The 21203-nt window shown below is 49.0% G+C and carries 16 protein-coding genes; 8 read left to right on the top strand and 8 right to left on the bottom strand.

Annotated elements, in window-relative coordinates; genetic code table 11:
- Positions 1-3 precede the first annotated feature (3 nt).
- The 8 genes from TOL_RS01345 to pilG all read right to left on the bottom strand — a co-directional run bounded on the left by TOL_RS01345 (position 4) and on the right by pilG (position 12211).
- Complete coding sequence (locus TOL_RS01345) at positions 4-480, bottom strand: chemotaxis protein CheW (protein WP_015485467.1); 477 nt, start codon at positions 478-480, stop codon at positions 4-6.
- Positions 407-1507, bottom strand: a complete 1101-nt coding sequence (locus tag TOL_RS01340; protein WP_015485466.1) for a chemotaxis protein CheB — start codon at positions 1505-1507, stop codon at positions 407-409. Before TOL_RS01340 ends, TOL_RS01345 begins: the two co-directional genes overlap by 74 nt.
- Positions 1508-7861 (bottom strand): Hpt domain-containing protein, encoded by a 6354-nt coding sequence (locus TOL_RS01335; RefSeq protein ID WP_041588355.1) that lies wholly within the window; start codon positions 7859-7861, stop codon positions 1508-1510.
- Positions 7840-8733 (bottom strand): CheR family methyltransferase, encoded by an 894-nt coding sequence (locus TOL_RS01330; protein WP_015485464.1) that lies wholly within the window; start codon positions 8731-8733, stop codon positions 7840-7842. Before TOL_RS01330 ends, TOL_RS01335 begins: the two co-directional genes overlap by 22 nt.
- Before the next feature lie 27 nt (positions 8734-8760).
- Positions 8761-10818 (bottom strand): methyl-accepting chemotaxis protein, encoded by a 2058-nt coding sequence (locus TOL_RS01325; protein ID WP_015485463.1) that lies wholly within the window; start codon positions 10816-10818, stop codon positions 8761-8763.
- Positions 10819-10898: 80 nt separating this feature from the next.
- A complete protein-coding gene (locus TOL_RS01320) occupies positions 10899-11426 on the bottom strand; it encodes a chemotaxis protein CheW (RefSeq protein ID WP_015485462.1) in 528 nt (175 codons plus the stop codon).
- Positions 11423-11794, bottom strand: coding sequence for a twitching motility response regulator PilH (pilH, locus tag TOL_RS01315; protein WP_015485461.1), 372 nt, complete (start codon positions 11792-11794; stop codon positions 11423-11425). The genes TOL_RS01320 and pilH overlap by 4 nt, the downstream gene beginning before the upstream one ends.
- A 36-nt stretch (positions 11795-11830) precedes the next feature.
- Complete coding sequence (pilG, locus tag TOL_RS01310) at positions 11831-12211, bottom strand: twitching motility response regulator PilG (RefSeq protein ID WP_025264549.1); 381 nt, start codon at positions 12209-12211, stop codon at positions 11831-11833.
- A 273-nt stretch (positions 12212-12484) separates the two neighbouring features.
- Here pilG and gshB point away from each other — a divergent pair, with 273 nt between their 5' ends.
- The 8 genes from gshB to TOL_RS01270 all read left to right on the top strand — a co-directional run bounded on the left by gshB (position 12485) and on the right by TOL_RS01270 (position 21137).
- Positions 12485-13429, top strand: coding sequence for a glutathione synthase (gene gshB / locus TOL_RS01305; RefSeq protein WP_015485459.1), 945 nt, complete (start codon positions 12485-12487; stop codon positions 13427-13429).
- Positions 13430-13559: 130 nt separating this feature from the next.
- Positions 13560-14438: an energy transducer TonB gene (locus tag TOL_RS01300; RefSeq protein ID WP_015485458.1), complete on the top strand. Its 879-nt coding sequence runs from the start codon at positions 13560-13562 to the stop codon at positions 14436-14438.
- Complete coding sequence (locus TOL_RS01295; RefSeq protein ID WP_015485457.1) at positions 14438-14995, top strand: YqgE/AlgH family protein; 558 nt, start codon at positions 14438-14440, stop codon at positions 14993-14995. Before TOL_RS01300 ends, TOL_RS01295 begins: the two co-directional genes overlap by 1 nt.
- Complete coding sequence (ruvX, locus tag TOL_RS01290) at positions 14988-15449, top strand: Holliday junction resolvase RuvX (RefSeq protein WP_015485456.1); 462 nt, start codon at positions 14988-14990, stop codon at positions 15447-15449. Before TOL_RS01295 ends, ruvX begins: the two co-directional genes overlap by 8 nt.
- The gene (gene pyrR / locus TOL_RS01285; protein ID WP_015485455.1) at positions 15446-15940 is read left to right on the top strand and encodes a bifunctional pyr operon transcriptional regulator/uracil phosphoribosyltransferase PyrR; all 495 of its coding nucleotides are present in this window, start codon (positions 15446-15448) and stop codon (positions 15938-15940) included. Before ruvX ends, pyrR begins: the two co-directional genes overlap by 4 nt.
- A gap of 69 nt (positions 15941-16009) precedes the next feature.
- Positions 16010-17008 (top strand): aspartate carbamoyltransferase catalytic subunit, encoded by a 999-nt coding sequence (locus TOL_RS01280; RefSeq protein ID WP_015485454.1) that lies wholly within the window; start codon positions 16010-16012, stop codon positions 17006-17008.
- Positions 17005-18276: a dihydroorotase gene (locus tag TOL_RS01275; RefSeq protein WP_015485453.1), complete on the top strand. Its 1272-nt coding sequence runs from the start codon at positions 17005-17007 to the stop codon at positions 18274-18276. Before TOL_RS01280 ends, TOL_RS01275 begins: the two co-directional genes overlap by 4 nt.
- Positions 18277-18383: 107 nt before the next feature.
- On the top strand, positions 18384-21137 hold the full coding sequence (locus tag TOL_RS01270) for a class I adenylate cyclase (RefSeq protein ID WP_015485452.1): 2754 nt from the start codon (positions 18384-18386) through the stop codon (positions 21135-21137).
- Positions 21138-21203 lie beyond the last annotated feature (66 nt).

Genomic DNA, 21203 nt, shown 5'->3' with positions numbered 1-21203 from the left:
CATTCAAATATTAACAAGTAATTCTACTTCAACCCTCTCAAGGTCGGGAATCATAGCATTGTCACCATCCACAGTAACCGCCATTCCGTCAAACTCCCCCATATTCATCGCATCGACTTGCTGAATTTCGTCTTTATGAACGTGCATCAGCTTCGGGATACCTTGCACAAGGATAGCGTAAAATGGCATATCGGCATTTGCGCCAACACCATTAACGATAATAAAACGAGCATTTGGGTTGGGGGCTGGAGCACTGTGATTATTAAGCATTTCATAACAAATCGCCGGCACTAGAGTGCCGCGCCAATCTATTCGCCCTAGCATCCAGTCAGCGCTTGAGTTGGTCGTTAGCAAATGTGAGAACGGAATAACTTCCGCAACGCTGACATTCGGTAGCAGTAAGTGTTTATCTTTGAGTGGAACCAGTAGGCAGTCTACTTGGATGTTCTTTTCCACTGTGGTTGTTACGACTTGTGTCATGAGTTTCTACCCAATGTTGTTTTACGCTCTGAACTAACTGCAATGCAAGTTGGTAAGGCGTTCCTATAAATGTCACTCGTCCGGTGCCTATTGCACTTTCAGGCATGGAGCCACTGGCACAATTTTCTGGGGTCTGCACCCAAATGTTTTCACAATCACTTAAACCCAATATCGCTTCAGAACCGTCACTGCCCATTCCGCTAAATAAAATACAATTAAATCTGTGCTGATAATGTGCATGGAGGTTAATCAGTACCTGATCGATAGACGGACCATAAGGGCCTGGCCAAGCTTTACCTAGTGTCTGACATACGCCAGATGCTAATACTTGAAATTCGTCTTCTATGGGTGCGACAAGGACATCACCAATCTGCAATTGCAGGCCGTTCTCAAAGTTACGTACGTTGTACTGCCCATGACGACCGACGGCTGAACACAGTGCATGTTCAAAGCGTGGATCAATATGCTGAGCATAAACAAATGCAATCGGCAGTCCACTAGGCAAAGCATCTAAAAATTGCTTCACTGCCTCAGGACCACCAAGTGATGCACCCAAAACCCATATTTGCAAAGGTTCCTGCACGTCTGTGCGGGCTAGTACATCTGGCAGAGGGATCGCTGGTAATGCAGAATTAATGTTGTTTATGTCTTTTGCTGGCGCTCGATCCATCAAGATATCATCGGCACTTGCACCCAACGCTGGAGCGTGTGTAAGTTCACGCAGCTTGCAGAGCAGTCGCTTTTCCCAGCGCAGAAAGGTCGGACAGCTTTTTTGCGGCGCCCGCTCCATTCCAATTAACACAGGGACATGACCATCTAAGAGATGTTCGAGCCAATCAAGTGAATCACCGTCTTCATATATATCAACTAACCACACATCAGTTTCTACCGTATGCAGCTGTAAATCACCGATACGATCAGGCTGCAGGTTGAATACTACCTGAAAACCCAATCGCACCAGCGTGTCGTTAAGCAGGTGCTGCTGCAGCCGGTCATCGGCTATTATGGCAACCCGCGATAATGACATTTAAGCGTCCTCGTTCCCCAAGAATGAATTAATGCACTCTAACAAACGGTCTTCTTGGAACGGCTTACCTAGATATTCGTTCACACCAATACTCATGGCCCGTTCACGGTGCTTATCACCGGTACGAGAGGTAATCATAATGATAGGGATATCTTTTAATCGAGCATCATGGCGTACGAGAGACGCAACCTCGAAACCATCCATACGCGGCATCTCGATATCCAGCAACATCACGTCTGGACGATGATCTTGCAATGTCTCCATGGCATGAACACCGTCTTTAGCAGTGAACACTTCCATGCCATGACGTTCAAGTAAGCGAGTCGTTACCTTACGCACAGTCACCGAGTCATCGACAACCAACACACGTGGTAAACGACGCTCTTGTTCGTGACGACGTTCAGCTTCTTGCATATCGAGTGCTTTAGCGCGTTGATATTCCAAACTTGATTGAGTACGAATCATGGCCGGCAAATCAAGAATGATAACAACGCTACCATCCCCAAGAATTGTGCCGCCCGAAATACCCATCACGCTAGCGAATTGCGGACCTAAGCTCTTTACAACAATTTCACGCGAACCCAGCAGTGAATCCACTTGCAAGGCAAAAGGCACTGAACCGCGAATTAACAACAGTGGTAACGGTAAATGCTGAGCCGTTACTTTTGGTTGCGCTTCGACATCAAGCATCGCACCCAAGTAATCCAAACGATAGTCGTTGCCAGCGTATTCAAAACGGCGCTCGCTAACAGGCTGTTCGTACAAGCTTTGCAGCTCTGCCACGGAAGCGCGGACGATACCTTGGATGTTATTCAACGGTACGGCATATAGATCATCACCAACACGAACCATCAAGGCGCGGTTTACCGATACGGTAAATGGCAGGCGAACTTCGAACTCAGTGCCAACACCTGGATTAGAGCGAATTTCAACGCTACCACCCATTTGTTTGATTTCGCTGCTAACGACGTCCATACCAACACCGCGACCAGAAATCTGAGTCACGACTTCTGCCGTGGAGAAGCCTGGCTGCAAAATAAATTGCATCACTTCTTCTTCGGTCAAACGGGCATCTGGCGTGGTCATTCCACGTTCAATAGCTTTACGACGAACGGCTTCTAAGTTGATACCCTTACCGTCATCACGCATGGTAAGAACGACATCACCGCCATCGCGGCGAATGTCGAGTTCAATGCTACCTTGGGCATCTTTACCGGATTGAAGGCGCTGTTCTGTGTGCTCAATACCATGATCGACGGCGTTACGAACCATATGTTCTAACGGCGAGATCATGCGTTCAAGAATAGTACGGTCCATTTCACCTTCAGCGTTGTAAACACGCAAATCAACTTGCTTGTTCAGCTCTAGGCTTACCTGACGCACGATACGACGCAAACGTGGCACCAAACGCTGGAACGGAACCATGCGTGTTTTCATCAAGCCTTCTTGCAGCTCGGTATTCACACGGCTCTGTTGCAGCAATAAAGTTTCTGCATCACGGGTTTTATGCGTGAGCGTGTCTTTCAAATCGATCAAATCCGACGCCGATTCCATTAACGCTCGCGACAACTGCTGCATCGACGAGTAGCGGTCCATTTCTAACGGATCGAAATCATCATAGTTCGGCCCTTGGCGCTCTTGACGGAATAGCACTTGCGCTTCGGTTTCTTGATCAAGACGACGTAACTGATCGCGTAAACGCTCCAACGTCATATCCATATCGCCAAGCGTATGGGAGAAGTCGCTAACTTGCTGTTCTAAACGTCCACGACCAATTGCTGTTTCACCGGCAAGGTTAACCAAGTTATCAAGTAAATCTGCGGAGACTTTAACTAATTCAGTTGGTGCTTTGCGTTGGCTGCTTGCAGGACTAGCAACCGCTTGGGCGGGTGCTTTTGGTTGCTCACGACGTAATGGCAATACATTGGAAGGCTTACTTTCAACCAGCGGTACCAAAGACTGCTCGCTGGTTTCAACGTCACCAGCGACAGTTGGGGTATCAACCATATCGTCCGACGCATCATCCACTTCAGCTACTGGTATTTCGTCAGCAACTTCAATTAAACGATCACCCGAGTCATGAGCAAGTACACCTTCGCCATTCAACAAGGCTGCCAAGGCTTCAATGCGCACCACAATGGCGTCATGACGCTGGTAAGCATGTTTAAAGAAAGCGTCATCACAACGGGCGTTGCGGTCTAACGCCTTCTGAATATCGGACTCGAAATCATGCGCTAGATCGCCAATATCCTTTAATCCAGATAGACGCGCACCACCTTTGAGAGTGTGAAGTACACGTTGAGCTTCATCGGCTCCCGCACGGGAATCCGGTTCTTGCTCCCAATGATGCAAAGCGCGATCGAGCGCTTCTTGCAGTTCACCCGCTTCTTCTAAGAAAATTTCAAGAATTTCACGGTCGGCGTCATCTGCAGATTCCGAATGCACTGCGTCTTTCGCCATCGATTGAGGTACATACTCTGCAAAAGCTTCCGGCGTAGGTACCGTCAAATAGCTATGAATTTCGGCGATCAATGCCGCTGCATCATCGGGTAAATCCCCACGACGCACTGCTTGCAACTGCTCAGCAAGAGTATCGTGAGCACGCTGCAATAATGGGAATGTCGCTTCGTCACGTTCAAGAACGCCGTCGTTCAAGCGCTCGTACAATGTTTCCAATTCATGACACAGAGCCGCAATTTCTGGCAGCTCCGCCATGCGCGCGCCACCTTTCATGGTATGCAATTCACGCTGCAACTGCGCGACAGGTAACAAGTTATCAGGCGACTGCTGCCAATTCTGTAAAACAGACTCTATGGTTTCTAATATCTCATCGGCTTCTTCCAAGAAGATGTCGAGAATAAGGTCATCTTCCTCTTCTTCGCGATCAATCTGTTCTTCCGAACTAGTGACTTCAGGGAGCCATTCAACTTCTGCCGATTCAGATTCAACTGCTGCAATCTCATCTTCTAATGAGTCAATAGCATCGTCGACGGGTAACGCTTCGATTACTGCGTCAGATTCTGTTTCGGCATCGCTCTCGTCGAACTCAAAGTTGTTAGATGGAACAAACGAAGGCGTCGTGATGACATTTAATGGCCATTCATGTAAGCGACTCAGAGTTTCTGTTGCCGCTGGAATATCTTGGCCAGCAGCCAAACAGTCCATCATGCCCAACAATTCTTCATGAGCATTAGTCGCAAAATCAATCAGCTCTTCAGACGGCGGAACATCTTGCTCACGAATATTAATGTAAAACTCTTCTAAGCCTTCGGTTAGGGCTTGAACCATAGGCAATTCAGCTTCTTGAGCACCTTGCGCTACAGAACCTAAATCATCAATCATGGCCGATAATATCGAAGCATCAGCTGTAATCTGCCAACGCTGCAACAAATCTTCTGCTTCTAATAACGAATCCATACCACCGGATAAGAAACGCGCAATCGCTTCAGGATTTGGGGCCTGTGGATTTTGTTCGTCTTGCAGTGGCTTAAGCAAGGTTTGCTCTAACTTACGCAAATGCTTCTGCAGCTTTTTCGAGCCATCAATGCTGGTTAAAGTTGCTAACTGCTCAGGGGTTAATACACTGCGTAAAACTGCTTCACCTTGCTCTAAAACATCAATCAATGCGGTGCAGTTCTTCGCTTGATAGGCGCGCAATTCTTTAACCAAACGCTCCATTGGCGACGCAATATCCGCAAACGCGGTTAAGCCCGCCATGTGCGCACTGCCCTTCAAGGTATGAAGAGCACGCTGGAGATCATCGCTGATAGGATTTAAAAAATCGTTATCCCACGAGTCACGAATAAAGGCATTTACCGTCGCTAGATGAACTTCTGCTTCGGCAATAAAGATATCGATAAGCGCTAAATCATCTTCATCTAACTCACGAACAGTTGTATCAACCTCCAGCTCTTCGAATTCATCATCGTCACTATCATCTTCCGCTTCAGCATTAACACCAGTAATTGGTAATTCACCAACCACTTCGCCTTTTGCGATTGCAAAAGCGTAATCCATCAAAGGCTGTGGATCGACCGATGGCGCTTGCTGCAAACGGAAATCTTCAACCAATCCTGGAAGCAAAGTAATGACATGATCAACCAAGGCTAACAGCGGAGCGGATATTTCGATCGTTTCGTCCAATACACGATTGAACATATTTTCAATCGACCAAGACAACTCGCCAATATCCATCGCGTGAACCATACGACCACTACCCTTTAGGGTATGAAAAGCGCGACGTACCGTACTTAGTGCTTCTTGATCATCATTGTGAGCGCGGAAAGCAGGCCAACTTTCATTTAAGGTTTCGATAACCTCTTCGGCTTCTTCCAAAAAGACTTCGATAATCTCTTCATCGATTAAATCATCATCGTCTTCTCGATCTTCTGATAACGATCCTTGCGACTTTAATACCGGCACGTTCTCATCAGATTCAGCGCCATCTGTCAGCTCTGGTAGATCTAATAGAGGTACTAGAGCTTCTAGCTCGATGTTTTCTTCATCATTGTCAGCATCTAAACTAAACGCATCATTATCATTTTCCGCATCGTCTTCGGCATCCAATGCATCGTTAAATGAAGTAACCTCAACGCTGCCATCGTCGCCATTAGAGCCTGTGAAAACGTCATTTAACAATTCACTACCGGCATCTTCAGTCGAATCGCCGTCACGAACTAAATCGGCTGACAACATCAAATGACCCAACGTGTTTTCAACGCGAGTTAGCAATTCATCGTCGGTGCCTTCAGCAACATCGGCATAACGTTCAAGATAGTATTCGGTGCCGCTCAATACTTCGGCGAGCAAATCCATCAGCTGCCAATCTTGTTTCGGCGAATCAACTAGCAGCGCTTGTTCTACAAACGTAGCTAACTCCGCCAACACCGCTGCAATGCGCGGCAGCGGTATCATATTGATTGAACCTTCAGTGCTATGCAGCAAGCTCGGCACTACCGACAATTCTGCTGGCGACCACTGATGCGCAATAAAGGACACGATCGCATCCTTAATCTGTTCAATAACATTGCGGGCTTCGCGCAGGACGGCTTTTTGCGCATCCGACATAGCGCTGTCGCTTGGCGTGCTATTCAAGTCGCCCGCACGCTGCATACCGCTCAATGTTGCTTCGACATACAGCAAGGCTCCAGCAACATCCAACAGAGCGTCATCACTCGCGTCGCCGTTTTCAAGTAAGGCTACGACGGCTTGTTCTTGTTCCTGCATCACCTTACGCGGCATGCCCAAACCAAGCATGCCCATAGTGTCAGCAATTTGCTTAATGCTCACACGCACATCGTTAAGCACTGGTACTCGCTCTTGTGAGCCGCGCACCAATAAATCTAAACGTTCTTTGATGGCATTGATTTCATCAATTAATGCGGTAAGCGCGCTACCAATCGCATCCGACCCAGGGCCAGAGAAGGCATCGCGCTCATGCTGTAATTCGTCTTCCGTTGGCAAAGAGTCATGCAATTCAAAACGCTTCTGCACCAAGCGAATAGCATCGCCGCGAGTATCGGTACGCGCCACATAAAATAATAAATTCTTTAAGAGATCGTCAGCCGGTGGTCGATTGAGCGCAGGCGCCCCTTCATCAACGGCTTGTTTTAATACTTGGTCTAGCTGGCGTAACAGAACTTTCGCACTCTTTGGCAAATTATCCTGACGCATTAACCATTCGCTAAACGCCAAAGCAGGTAACCAAATAACGCCTTGCGGAGTTCCGCCTAGCGCTTTATTCAAACGTGCAAATAACTTGTTCAGATAATGGCGAGCGAGATCGGGTTCGCGATTTTGCAACAGCTGCAACGTTGCAGCCTGCATCATTTGGCGAGTTTTACGTAGCCATTGCGAAAAATTGCCAGCCTCAAATGCGGCTAACTGCTCAGCCGACAAGGTAGGGTTATGAGCAATAACCGGCGTGAACAACGAGGTTTCAGACAGGAAGTTTTCGCCGCGAGTGGATCGCAGTTCATTCAAAATTGGTAACAAAACAACCGGTAAGTCACGTCGACCAACCTTAACGTGCTCAAGGTAGTGCGGCAGCTGGATAATAGCCTGCATCAGCACTTCTAAGCCGTCTTGCTCATGACTGAGTGAACCGGAGGCCAAATCACTTGCTACCGCTTCCATTTCTTCGGCCAGCAGTGCAGCGCCATAGAATTCGACCATCTGTAGCGTACCGTGCACTTGGTGCAAGTAGCTCAGACAGAAATTCAAACGACTCTTGTCTTGGGGCTGCTCTACATACAGTTCTAACGCTTGCTGCGCCTGCTGCAGAGTTTCTTTGATTTCCCCTTTTACCCATTCCAGGGCGATGTAGTCCTGACTCATCGCCTTGCGCTCTCCCATGACGAGTTCGATTGCTTGCGTACAAAGGCCGATACTCGGCTGCTATGTACCTGTTCTAATAACGGATGTTGCCAGTCCACCATTTCCCCCAGACCGATGACCAATAAGCCACCGGGAGCAAGGCGCTGAGCCAGCGCGTCAAGAATTTCACGCCGCCGCCAGCGACGAAAGTAAATCAGCACGTTTTGACAGTAGATAATGTGCTGAGATTGCAGCGGACAGCTCTTGAGATTAAGAATATTGACCTGACTGAAACAGCAGCGTTCTCGCAACCGTTCAGCGATCTGAAATTTTTTCGCATTTTGACCTGCAATCACATGATCGCGGTACAGTTCTGGTATCCGCTCTAACGCACGAATCGAATAAACGCCAGCTCGCGCTTTCCGCAGAACAATGGTTGAGATATCCGTGCCGGTAACCGCATAACGCCCACCAAAAGGTTCTAATAAACGCTCAGCTAGCATCGACAAACTGTAAGCCTCTTCCCCAGAAGAACAGCCAACACTCCACAACCCCACGGTCTGACCCGATTGCTGCAAACCAGGTGCATGAGTTTGTAAGTACTCTTCAACCAAAGCAAGAGCATCTGGATCACGAAAGAAGCGTGTTTCTTGTACCGTTAAACGGTCAACCAACACACTCCATTCCATGACGCCCGCAGGACCATCAAGCAGCATCTGATAGTACGCATCGTAATCTCGACAACCGACTTCGAGCATGCGTAAACCAAGGCTAGTCTGCAAAAATGAACGGCGCTGAATTGGCATGCACATACCAGTTCGCTCTTCTAGCAATGCTTGCCAGCGAACGAACTGATGATCATCCAGTTCAGGGACAGTGCTCAAACCTATCGTGCGTAACGGCTGATTCATAGGCGTTCATCCGCCGCTAGAAGCGCGTTACAGCGCTTCTCGCTCGCCCAAGTCAAAGTCGGAAGCCTCTGGCAGCTTAAAGCCTGCCACTGATTCACGCAGCATGTTCGCCATTTCAGCAAGGTTACCAATCGAACGTGCCGTAGCAGTAGTACCGGCAGACGTTTGCGAGGTAATTTCTTGAATAACGTTCATCGTATTCGAAATATGACCCGCAGACGAAGCCTGCTGACGCGCTGCGTTAGAGATGTTTTGAATCAATTCCGCAAGGTTCTTCGATACCGTTTCAATTTCTTCAAGAGCAACACCCGCATCCTGCGCTAGGCGTGCACCACGCACCACTTCTGTCGTGGTTTGTTCCATCGAAATAACCGCTTCGTTAGTATCGTTCTGAATCGTTTTAACCAGTGCTTCAATCTGCTTAGTTGCTGCAGCTGAACGTTCCGCAAGACGCTGAACTTCATCCGCAACCACCGCGAAGCCTCGACCGGCATCACCAGCCATCGAAGCCTGAATAGCAGCATTCAATGACAGAATGTTGGTTTGGTCAGCAATATCGGTAATCAAAGAGATGATGTCACCAATCTCCTGTGACGATTCACCCAGACGTTTAATACGTTTAGACGTTTCTTGAATCTGCTCACGGATGTTATCCATGCCGTTGATGGTCGCTTGTACCACTTCAGCACCTTTGTTGGCGATCGCAACCGACCGCTCCGCAACCGCAGACGATTCAGAGGCGTTCGCCGATACTTGGTCAATCGACACCGCCATTTCGTTAATCGCAGCAGAAGCACCAGCAATTTCTTGCGCTTGGTGTTCAGATGCCTCAGCCAAATGCATGGCCGTTGCCTGAGTTTCTTGTGCCGCTGACGATACCTGTACCGCTGTTTCGTTGATCGCAGATACCAAAGAGCGCATCTGGTCGATGGCGTAGTTGATCGCGTCAGCAATCGCACCAGTGAAATCCTCGGTAACCGTTGCAGAAGCAGCCAAATCACCGTCTGCAAGATCGGCGATCTCATCGAGAAGACGCAAAATCGCAACTTGGTTTTGGTCACTCTGACGTTGCGTATCTTCTTGATTGCGGCGAGTTTCCCGAATAGACACAACACCCATGCCCACTAAAGACATCAAGGCTAAGAAAGCGGCCAAGTAACCGATCAACTGCAAACGACCACGTTGTTCAGCATTACTTTGAATGGTTTCAGTCAAAGTCGATGTTTGTTCTAGCAGAGTTTGAGAGTCGCGGAAGATGCTATCCGATGCTTCACGCACCTGAAATAGTTCTGGCGAAGTTTCCAAAATCTCATCCACCGAACCCGATACGAACTCAAACAACTCAGCAACTTCCGCTAACGCGTAGATAGCTTCTTCGTTGGTGACTTGTGAAATGTTCATGGCAATATTGCCTTGAATCATACCGTTCAATACCCGACCAAATAACGACGCATCTCGACCGAAAGCATCCGCCGCCATTACCGCGTCTTCACCACCAGCCAGTACTTTGTTGACCGATCGTACAATACGTTCAGCTAACCAAGACTGACGCTGAGCAACCGCAACCTGTTCGGCCGGAGCGCCACTATCGAGTAGTAATTCTACGATCTCGTCGTATTCAACCTGCAACTGAGGAATTGTTTCTGCCAGTGTTGCCGCAACTTCGTGCAACGACAGAATAATCTCTTGTGAACGAATAATTTGGTCAGCGTTACCCTGTACGGTTTCCCATACACCCTGTACGCCTGTCATAGAAGCTACTTCAGCTGCCGGTAAGTTATTCGTCGCGTCACCCTTGGTTAAATAAACCCAGCGAGTCGCAAACTTATCACGCGCTTCACGTAATTGACCGAAGGCGTCTTCTTTACCGCCCGCAGCTTCCACTGCGTTTTTCGCTAACTCCTGAGACAGTACGCGCAATTCACCTGCGTGTTCAATGTACTGTTCATCACGATCCGCCAGAATGTTTACCCAGACGGTGATACCAACGAACACCCCCAAGAAAACCACCAGCAGGGCCGCCAGAATACCATTTGCCCGGTTACTGAACGCTGTTGACTTAGCGCTACTTGTATTTCCGCTCATGCCGTCCTCTCCAACTCACTGCATGCATTTCATTTATATCTGCCTTAAGGAAGGCAGGTTTATTCTTGTTTTAACCGAATTTATACGGCGATGTGCAGGAATTCCGGCGATTGAGTTATTTCACCCAATTGAAGTACCGGCCAAACTCGACCATCTCGGCCAAATCCTCTTTCCACAAACCGTGCCAATGACTCTGGCAGATCTGTGACAGGCGCTTCCCGGTCAACCGGAAAGGTCTGCATCCCCAATACAGCATCCACTAACAAACCAACTAAATGATCGTTCTGCTCGATCACCAATACACGCTGACTACGCCATCCAGTTTTCACCGGCAGATTAAGTAATCCTGCCAGATCCATTACTGAGACCATACGTCCGCGAACATTGGCAATACCCATCACCCAATTTTTAACACCAGGCACCCGAGTTACGCGCGGTGGCTGCAAAATTTCTACAACCTCCGCCATATTCGCAACATAGGATTGCCCAGCGAGCATAAAACCAATACCACGCCATGTTGCAACGCTTTCTACCTGCTGCGGCAATGCCGACGCATTGAAACGGCTTTGCTGTTCAATGTTTTGCAGGTATTCAAACGGGTGCATCATTCATCAACCGCCCGAACAGCTTCAATTTCAGACAAGAGTCGAGCCTCCGTCACAGGCTTAACCAGATAGCCAGAAGCTCCCTGACGCTTGCCCCAGACGCGATCCGTTTCTTGATCTTTGGTGGTCACGATAATGACGGGAATGTGTTTCGTCTCCGGATTACGGGTCAACTGACGCGTCGCTTGAAAGCCATTAAGGCCTGGCATAACGATGTCCATCAATACCACATCCGGTTTCTCTTGACGGGCGACAGCCACACCATCGGCACCGTTTTCTGCATTCAGCACCTCATGGCCATGCTTCTCCAGCACGGAACGGAATGCTTCCGTCTCTGTTGGAGAATCATCCACTACTAAAATGCGAGCCATGCCTGCTACCCCTTACCTAATTCTATCGATGTCGTTTTACTTAACGTGCTGGCGAATAGAGCCAAGCAGCTCTTCTTTACTGAACGGCTTGGTTAAATATTCATCAGAACCTACGATACGTCCCTTGGCCTTATCGAACAGACCATCTTTACTGGAAAGCATGATGACTGGTGTAGATTTAAATTTAGAATTATTTTTAATCAACGCACACGTCTGATAACCATCCAAACGCGGCATCATAATATCGACGAAAATAATATCTGGATTGGTGTCGGCAATTTTTGCCAGTGCATCAAAACCATCTGTCGCTGTAAATACTTCACAACCGACTTTTTTGAGTAAGGTCTCCGCCGTGCGGCGAATCGTCTTACTGTCGTCGATCACCATGACCTTAATATCTTGAAAATTCTCGTCCATAGGGAGGCCTTCAACCATCCAATTCTTTGTTTTTTTAGTAGGTGCCCTAGGGCTAGAACAAGTCTTGCCATAAGGTAATTTTATTTGGCCGAGTAACACGAAGCGCCGCTAAAAATTACCATCCCCAAAGCCGCATAGACATTGCTGTGCACTTTTGTACCATACATTAAGAGGGCAGGCTAGCGGCGGCGGTCGCAAATCTCGGCTACATAAGGGCTGAGCATGCGGTACACTGGGACACGCATCACAAAATAGAACTCTTTCGGAGCCCATATGAGTATCAAGCTTGGCATCGTCATGGACCCTATCGGTCAAATCAACTTCAAAAAAGATACCTCCCTGGCACTATTAAATGCAGCGCAAGAACGCGGCTGCGAATTGTTTTATATGGAACAGGCCGATTTATCCATCCAAGCGGGCCGAGCATACGGACGCATGGCACCGATAAAAGTAGCGATGAACCAAGATCACTGGTTTGATCTGGGTGAATACCAAGACCGCTTACTTGCCGATCTCGACATTATTTTAATGCGCAAAGACCCACCGTTCGATGGTGAATTCATTTACAGCACCTACATTCTCGAACGCGCGGAACAAGAAGGCGTACTGGTTGCAAATAAGCCGCAAAGCCTGCGCGACTGTAACGAGAAGGTCTTTGCTACCGCCTTCGCAGATTTGATGTCGCCAACCATAGTGACGCGCCGTTCAGACCTACTAAAACAGTTTCACCGCGAGCACGGCGACGTTATTTTTAAACCGCTTGACGGTATGGGTGGCTCGTCCATTTTCCGTTTAAGACAAGACGATCCGAATGTCAGCGTCATCATAGAAACACTGACTAACCATGGTCAGCAGCAAATCATGGCACAGCGCTTTATTCCTGACATTACCGCTGGTGATAAGCGTATTCTGATGATTGATGGTGAACCAGTTCCCTACTGCTTAGCTCGCATTCCAGCCGATGGCGAAACCCGTGGTAATTTAGCGGCCGGAGGTCGTGGCGTTACTCAGCCGCTGTCTGATAGCGACCGCGCAATTGCTGAGAAAATAGGCCCTGAATTGAAAGCGCGCGGCCTGTACTTTGTAGGCTTAGATATCATAGGCAACTACGTCACTGAAATTAACGTCACAAGCCCTACCTGTGTGCGCGAAATCAGTCGTGATAGCGGCATTGATGTTGCCACTCAATTGATTGATGCTTTGTTAGCTAAACGTTAATGCAAAAACGCCGCGCAATCACGCGCGGCGTAGCCTGTCTGATGGTGCGCCTCGGTGGACAAAACAGCCCAATAAGCGCAGACTTGCAGCAGATTTTTCCACTGTGATAAGAACGGGTAAACCTGCACGCATGGCTGAAACCACCGTGACCAGTACAGACAGACTCACCTTTGCGCTATTTCTCGCGATACTAGTGCACGCCATGGTAGTTCTGGGCATCAGCTTTCAAGCCAGCGACCGCAGCAGCATAGCGTCAACGCTAGAGATCACGCTCGCCGCTTATAAAAGTGATAAAGCGCCGGAAAAAGCTGACTTCCTAGCCCAAGAGAATCAAGAAGGCAGCGGCACCCTCGATGAAGCCAAAATGCTCACCACCGACGTTGAAGCTGTTTTCCACGCCAATGAAATTCGTGACAACGTCGCCAAAGAGCAAATCCCGACCGCCCCGAAGCAAAATGATGTCACACGCCAACAAATAGTCACTGCGACCAAAAGCGCTACCAAACAAGAAACCAGTCGCCCAGACGAAACGGTTACCCCAAGCGATCTCCCTGAGGGACCACAAAAAAGTTTATTGCAGCGCAGCTTAGAAATGGCCAGTTTAGAGGCCAAGCTTGATAGCTTGCGTCAAACCTACGCTAAACAGCCGCGAGTTCAGCGCTTAACCGCCGCATCGACCATGAAAGCCAGTGACGCATACTACGTAAATAGCTGGCGTCATAAAGTCGAGCAGATGGGCGCCATTAATTATCCGCGTGAAGCAGAGAACTGTTACGACGACTGTCGCTTGCGCATTTTAGTTGCCATCAATCCCAACGGCACGATTAACGAATTGCGAATACTAGAGTCTTCAGGGCGCAAAATTCTTGATGACGCGGCTCTGCGAATCGTGCGTCTCGCCGCGCCCTTTGCTCCTTTTTCGGAGGAGATGCGCCGCGACATGGATTTACTCGAAATCATTCGAACCTGGCAGTTCAAAGGCAACCGCTACCTTTCGGGCACTGAGTAATGAAAGAAATCAAAAGCCTGCGCAATCATCTATTAATTGCCATGCCGCAACTCGAAGACACTTGGTTTGCAGGCACTGTCACCTACATGTGTGAACACAATCAAGACGGCGCTATGGGTGTAGTGCTCAATCGCCCTTTGGATTTAGATTTTGCTGAAGTCTGCGACCAACTAGAAATTCCCCGCTTACCGTCCGTTAATGCAGAAATATTGTGCGGCGGCCCCGTCAGCCAAGAAAATGGTTTTATCCTGCATCGCGAACAAGGCAACTGGGAATCCACACTCAATGTTACCGAGCAAGCACACCTAACATCTTCTAAAGATATTCTTGAAGCGATCGCTACGGGCGCCGGGCCTCGGCATTATTTGCTGGGATTAGGCTACGCAGGCTGGAGTGCGCAGCAGCTCGATAAAGAGCTACGCGAAAACTCATGGATTACGTTAGAGGCAACACCAGAGCTGATATTCGAAACAGACATCCACGATCTTTACAACATAGCTCTAAGCACACTAGGCATTAGTGCCGAATTTTTAAGCAGTGATGCCGGCCATGCCTGAGGTCATTGTTCCTGAACGCTTTAACAGCTTTATGGGTTTCGACTTTGGTACTCAGCGCATTGGCATTGCGATAGGACAGCGTATTACCGCCAGTGCCAATCCGTTAGCACCGATCAAAGCGCGCGATGGTGTACCGGACTGGGATTTGTTGCAGCGTATTATCACGGAATGGCAACCGGATGCTTTTATTGTCGGATTACCGCTCAATATGGACGGTAGTGATAGCGAAATGAGCCGTCGTGCGGCAAAATTCGCCAAACGACTAGAGGGGCGCTTTCATCGTCCTGCTTATACCCATGACGAACGCCTGACAAGCTATGAAGCAAAAGGCATCGTTATTGCCGAAGGTGGTAATAGAAACTTCGGCGAGAACTCGGTCGACGGCATTGCTGCCCAACTCATACTAGAAAGCTGGATGATCGCACATCCGCGCGAGCAAGGAGAATCTCGATGAATTTGCCCGATATTGAACAAACGTGTGAATCATTAGGCGAGCAAATCAAAGCCTTCGCCGCTGAGCGTGACTTAGACGATCCTCTTTTAGTTGGCATTCGCACCGGCGGCGTTTGGGTCGCCCAGCGCCTGCAACAGTACTTAAATCCACACGCCGAGATCAGCGTATTGGATATTAGCTTTTATCGCGATGACTTCACTCGTCACGGATTGCACCCGCAAGTAAAAGGGTCAGAACTGCCGGACAGCATTGAAGATCGCCACATTATTTTAGTCGATGACGTCATTATGAGCGGCCGTACCATTCGCGCTGCCATGAACGAGTTATTCGATTATGGGCGCCCTGCCAGTATTAGCCTTGTGTGTCTACTGGATATCGGCCGCCGTGAACTGCCAATTCAGCCTGACTTATGCGGTGCAACCATCGCCTTAAATGAAGGTCAATTGATCAAGCTAGGCGGGCCAAATCCACTGACATTGTCACTGGCGTAAGCTCAATAGCGACGCAGGCCGCAACCGAATTTTAACACTTATTATCTACAACTTATAAAGTAGTGCCCTATGACTACCGATCCCAGCAAGGTTCAGTTGACGGAAGACGGACGCCTGAAACATTTCCTCACCACGGAAGGACTCAGCCGCGAACTGCTTACCGAAATTCTTGATACCGCCGACTCGTTTATCAGTACACAAGAACGTGCCGTTAAAACGGTTCCTTTGTTGCGTGGTAAAACCGTGGTAAACCTGTTTTTCGAAAACAGCACGCGTACACGCTCAACTTTTGAGTTGGCCGCCAAGCGCTTATCAGCAGACATTCTCAATTTAGACATCGCCAAATCTGCAACTGCGAAAGGCGAAACTCTAATGGACACCTTGTGGAACCTAGAAGCGATGTACAGCGATATGTTCGTTGTACGTCATGCGGACTCCGGTGCGGCGCATTTTATCGCCGAACACGTAACCCCTAACGTTGCCATTATCAACGCCGGTGACGGACGCCATGCGCATCCAACCCAAGCCATGCTCGACATGCTCACCATTCGCCGCCATACCGGCAGCATTGAAGGCAAGATAGTCGCCATCGTCGGCGATATTTTGCACTCACGCGTTGCTCGCTCGCAGATTCATGCTCTGCGCACACTTGGCGCTGCTGAAGTGCGTGTTATTGGCCCAGGTACATTGCTACCACGAGATATTGATGCGTTAGGTGCTCGACCGTTTTACAACATGAATCAAGGCCTAGCCGATTGCGATGTGGTTATCATGCTGCGCCTGCAAAAAGAGCGTATGCAAAATGCTTTATTGCCTAGCGAAAGCGAATTTTTCAAGCTATATGGCTTAACTGAAGAGAAGTTAGCGCTCGCCAAACCAGATGCCATCGTGATGCATCCAGGGCCAATCAACCGCGGCGTAGAAATTGAATCCGCGGTTGCTGATGGCCCACAATCCGTCATTCTTAACCAAGTTAGTTACGGTATTGCCGTACGTATGGCTGTTATGGCAATGGCCATGAGTGGCCAACAATCAGCACAAATGATCGACGAGGACGGCGCGCAATGAGATATCTACAGATTGAAAATGCCCGCTTAATCGATCCGGCTAATAATTTAGATACTGTTGCCGAAATCTTTGTGGCTGATGGTCGCATCCAAACCATTGGTCGTCGTCCTATCGCAGGTGAAATCGAAGAAAGCATTGATGCTCAAGGGCAATGGTTAATTCCTGGGCTTATTGATCTTGGTGGCCACTTACCCGAACCTGGATACAGCCAAAAAGGTAGCATTGCTAGCGAAACTCGCGCGGCTTGTGCCGGTGGTTTTACCCATATCTGTAGCTTGCCAGACACTAAACCAGTTGCAGACACCGCTGCGGTTATTCAGTTAGTGCTAGAAAAAGCCGCCAAGGCCGGTTTTGCCCGAGTACTGCCTTTAGGTGCTCTTACCCAAGGTTTAGCAGGAGAGCAAATTGCCAACATGGTAACCCTGCAAGAAGCAGGAGCCGTTGCTCTCAGTAATGCACGTCGCCCAATTAGAGATAACTACGTACTGCGTCGTTTAATGGAATATGCGGCAACCTACGATATCCCGCTATTTTTAACGGCTAATGACGAAGCCTTATCTGCCGGTGGCTGCATGCACGAAGGCCCAACCGCAACACGCATGGGCTTAAGCGGCATTCCAGAAACCGCCGAAACCATCGCCATTGCCAATATTCTTTTGCTTATTGAGCAGACTGGCGTGCGCGCACATATCAGTCAAATCAGCTGCGCGCGCAGTGTTGCTATGTTGACCGAAGCTCACCAGCGCGGTTTACCTGTGACGGCAGACACCACATTAGCCAACTTGCTTTATACCGATGAAGCCGTTGAGGGCTACAACAGCTTGTTTAATGTGCAGCCTCCATTGCGAAGCGAACGTGATCGCCTGGCTTTACTGCAAGCCGTAGAGCAAGGCCATTTAGCCATCAGTTCAAATCATCAGCCGCATGAAATTGCCGCCAAGAAAGCACCGTTTGCCGATGCCGAAGCCGGTATGAGCCAATACGACCACTTCTTACCGCAAGCGCTCAGCTTAGTGCATCGCGGTGAGCTGAGTATCGATGCCTTGATTCGTGCCACCAGCACAATCCCAGCTAACTTACTCGGGCTGCATCAACAGCTGACCGAAGGCGCCGCCTTTAATGCCTGCCTTGTTGACCCGAATGCAGAGAATGTCGTCACCGCACAATCTCTGCAATCCCGAGGTCGCAACCATCCTGCGCTTGGCCGCACCTTGAAAGGACAAGTAAAACGCGTATTTGTCGACGGCCAACTGGTGTTTGCTAGCTAAGCGCACACGTCGATCGAACCTTGCCCCGTGCGAAGAGCAAAACTGAGTACGGGGCAAAATTGCTGCTGTAAACCTTCATTCTGGCGGTATTCGCCTATACTGACAGAATGGTCAAGCATGACACTCTTCCCAGTAATACTGCGATCCTACGCTGGCGCGATGCCTTTTTAGCATTGAACCAAGAACGCTTGGATGCTACCCGCAGTCAAATGACAAAACGCCAGCAAGCCGTTATCGATGTGCTTGCCGTGTTGCTGCACGTCAATCACCCCCGTTTACCTGGATTTGTAACTGCAGACACGCCTTGTGGAGTTCGAGGATTTACACCGAGCATCGCTCAGCGCTCAGCTTTGCATACATTAGCTCGTGGTGTGCAATTACCACGAGATCCGGCACACCGCTCTATTCATGCGCTCTACTTAATGGGCAGTTTAGGCTCAGTCGCACAGTCGAGCAGCAGTGATCTCGATGTCTGGGTTTGCCATGATGAATTATTACGACCACAGCATTTGGCAGCACTAAGACAGAAATGCGATTTAATCGAACAGTGGGCAGCGCAACAAAATTGCGAAGTGCACTTTTTCTTGATGAACCTGACGGAATTTCGTCAAGGGCAAAGTCGCTCCGCCGATGGTGAGGATTGCGGCAGTACTCAGCATTTACTATTGCTCGACGAATTCTATCGCAGCGCTTTATGGCTGGCAGGCGCCTGTCCACGCTGGTGGGCCATTCCATTGAGTGAAGAAACCCGCGCGGATTCATACTGGCAGCGTTTGGTCGACAATCATATTGTTAGCGTAGATCAATGGCTGGATGTTGGTTCCATCGCCACCATTCCCGCTGCCGAGTTCGTCGGCGCAGGCCTTTGGCAGCTCAATAAAGGTCTCGCCAATCCTTATAAATCATTACTCAAATTACTACTCACGCGTCATTACGCCAGCCAATACCCGCGCATCCGCCCATTGTGTTGGGATTTAAAAGAACAGGTTCAAAACGGCGGTGCTAATTTCAAAAACTGCGATGCCTACCGTTTAATGTTGGGTCGCATCCAACAGCAGTTACAACAGGAAGGAAATGCACAACGAGTAGAATTAGTACGCCGCGCCTTTTATTACAAAGCGGATTTACCGCTGACAGAACTCAATAAAGGGCAACGAGATGGTTGGCGCGCCCAAGAACTACTAGCACTGACATCCGAATGGGGCTGGGATCAAAACCAGTTAATCGCACTCGATCAACGTCAGCATTGGAGCCCGCAAACCGTCAGTCGTGAGCGCAATGCACTGGTGAGCGAAATGCTCAGCAGTTATCGCTATTTAGCGATTTTCAGTCAGCGTTATGCTTCTCGGATTCATATTCAACCTCGCGATCTTAAAGTCTTAGGCAACCGCTTAACCGCTGCCTTTGAAACTCGCCCCGGTAAAATCATTCAAATAAATCCGGGGATTCGCAGTGAGTTAGAACAAGAAAAAATCACCCTGAATTTAAAGAACTCACATTGGCAATTATATCCCGGCCCTTGGCGCCCCAACGACAATCAAGCCCCCTTACGCCAATCAGAAAGCCTAGTCGAGCTACTGGCATTCGCTCGTTACAATGGCTTGTTGCATGATTACACCCAAATTGCGCTATATCCGCAGCACAATTCGCTAACTCAATACGAGTTACGCGAGCTGCTTGGTGTAATGAAGCAATTGCCATCCCCCAAGTTGAATAACAGTGCCTTAACCACAGAAGCCTACCCGCTAGCACTGCACATATTTGTCAATGCAGGAGTCGATCCACAACACCAACTCAGCCGCCGTGGCATGCAGAAGATCAGCAATCGTGATGATTCTCTCGGCTACAGCTCAACCCGAGAAAATCTAGTGCACACGGCGGATGTGCTGAGCATTAACAGTTGGGGAGAGTGGCAAGTTAGCCGTTATGAAGGGCACAGTGCCATTGCCGATATTCTCGCGCAAATGCTGACCCACCGCGAATTGGCACGACAGCAAGGTTGGCCCGAATGGTATGTACACTGTCACTGCGTGAGTCGTGCCATTGCGATTCGTGAACGCGTTACCGAATTATTAACCGATGTCACAACGCACTTTTCTCAACCACAGCCATCGCCCTATTTACTACAAATCGGTGCCGACTATCACCTGCTAGAAATACGCCAACGCAAACTCCATATTGAACATGCCGAATCACCCCAAGCCTTACTGACACTGTTGGCGCGGCCACGAAAGCGCTACCAAACCTGGCAACTGGATCGACATGCGCTGCCGGATAGCCCACTGCGATTAATCCTCGAAGAAAGCCGTAGCGGTATTTGGCAGGTGTATTACTGGCGCGATAAAGACTATATCTTTGTTTATGTCTGCGATGAGCGCGGTGCCTTATTCTTTCAACAATGGCCAGAAAGTGATTTACGCCAATGGCTAATTCCCTTGCTCCGATTTATGTACCGTCTTGATCAGCGCTGGCAATATTCGCAAAACCGCGTCCAAGCGCGCCCTATTAAACTGGCAGAACTGAAACTCAAACCGCTAAGTTACGAGTTCGAATGCGAACGCCGCCGCATGCCCGACGATGTGCAACTACCTGCGGCGATTGATCTGCACGCTGTCATTGATAATCAACGACACATGACTTTTTACTGCAATGGGCAGGAATTTCGCCAATCAATGCACGGCGATCAGTTATTTAGCAACGTCGCTAACCACGTAAGAGAACTAAGACACAATGCCGCAGCCTATGATTGCCGCTTAACCGACTTAATATTGGCCGACAACGAACAACTGGTCGCACACCTAACCGTACGTCAGCGCTTAGAAAAGCGTCTATCCGAAAGCTTAATTTCCACTCCGATATAACCCTGCCACTCGGCAAGTATTCCTGCGTCCAACGATCTCCTCGGCAAACGGCGCAATTTACTGTAT

Origin of the sequence: Thalassolituus oleivorans MIL-1 (genome assembly GCF_000355675.1) — a bacterium.
Lineage (GTDB): Bacteria > Pseudomonadota > Gammaproteobacteria > Pseudomonadales > Oceanobacteraceae > Thalassolituus > Thalassolituus oleivorans.
This window is presented reverse-complemented; position numbering and strand designations above follow the sequence as displayed.